The organism is Pseudonocardia nigra (genome assembly GCF_019396355.1).
Lineage (GTDB): Bacteria > Actinomycetota > Actinomycetes > Mycobacteriales > Pseudonocardiaceae > Pseudonocardia > Pseudonocardia nigra.
Genome location: NZ_JAHKRK010000463.1, coordinates 1 through 1,332, shown reverse-complemented (window position 1 = coordinate 1,332; position 1,332 = coordinate 1). Strand labels below are relative to the sequence as shown.

The window sequence follows — 1,332 nt, the reverse complement described above, 5'->3', positions numbered from 1 at the left end:
CAAGCTCGAAGCCCGCAATGCCTTCGGGTTCCGCAACCCCATCAACCAACGCCTACGATCACGCTGCGCGAGCATCCGAGCGGCCCTCCGACCAGCCAAGCCCGGTTAACTTCGAAGACCCGGATATCCGCCTTCCTCACGGTCGGCCTACCAGCACGGCTGTTTCTCCGCTCTGGACCCCAGCCGGGGTTCCCGCGTTCCGCACGTGTGAGATACGACCGGGGTGGGTGCCCTCTTTGTCTCGGGGCGGTGGTGTCCTCCCGACCAGATAGGAATGATCCAGTCGGCACCCGCCGCTTTCCAGCAGCCAGCCCTACGACCCCGCTGCGACGACCCATCGCGGGGAATCCGCAGTCACGAGACCTCAGATAAGGGTTCACTTGTGTTCACCCGTCCGGTCTTCCTCTCGCCCGTGGTCCCCGGATGGAACGAGGACCCTTCGGCTTTCCCCCGAGCTCCGCACCCTGCCGTTACCAGCAACGCACGTCGGGGCGAGGACCAACCACGCGGACACTGGTTGGAGCTACACCATCGACATCGTCAACCCTCCTTCAGCGCAGCTACTCACTGCCGTGCGACCTCGCGTCGCACCCCCGCCCTGCGGGGTGCCGGTGTGGGTGTCCTCGTGTTCGCCGAGTTCGGTCAGGATCCCGGCCTTGAGGAACGCCTTCACCAGCGCCAGCACACGCTTGTCGGTGATCCGTCCGCGCACCCGGCCCATCAGGGCCGTGTGGTCGATCCGATCGAAGCACGCCTCGATATCGGCGTCGAGCACCCAGCGGTAGCCGTGGGTGCCGAACTGGTGGATCTCCGCGATCGCGTCCTTCGCCCGCCGGTTGGGCCGGAACCGTAGGAGACCGGCATGAAGTCGGCCTCGGAGATCGGTTCCAGCAGCTTCAATGCCGCCTGGACCACCCGATCCGCGATGGTGGGGATGCCAAGGCTTCTGACCTTCCCCGACCCACCCGGCTTCGGGATCTTCCGCTGGCGCACCGGCAGCGGACGGAACGAACCGTCCTTCAGCGCGCCACGCAGATCGTCCAGGAACCCGGGAACTCCGACCGTCTCGGCGATGTCGGCGGCCGTGAGGCCGTCGTAAGCATTCAGCCCGATCTGGAGCGTGACCTCGTATCGGGGTCAGTGTGATCTTGGCGGCAGTGGCGTGTCGATCACGAATGATCGGCTGGTCTGCGGTGTGATCTTCCGGTGTCCGAGCTGGAGGAGATGTCGCGCGACGAGTTGATCGTCGTGGTGCGGCGCCAGTCCGGGCAGTTGGCCGCGCAGGACCGGCAGATCCGTGACATGTCCGGGCGGCTCGCGCAGCTGATGGAG

1 protein-coding gene is annotated in these 1,332 nt (G+C 66.1%); it reads right to left on the bottom strand.

Annotated elements, in window-relative coordinates; genetic code table 11:
• Positions 1-523: 523 nt before the first annotated feature.
• Positions 524-775: a hypothetical protein gene (locus KME75_RS46505; RefSeq protein WP_504739541.1), complete on the bottom strand. Its 252-nt coding sequence runs from the start codon at positions 773-775 to the stop codon at positions 524-526.
• Positions 776-1,332 lie beyond the last annotated feature (557 nt).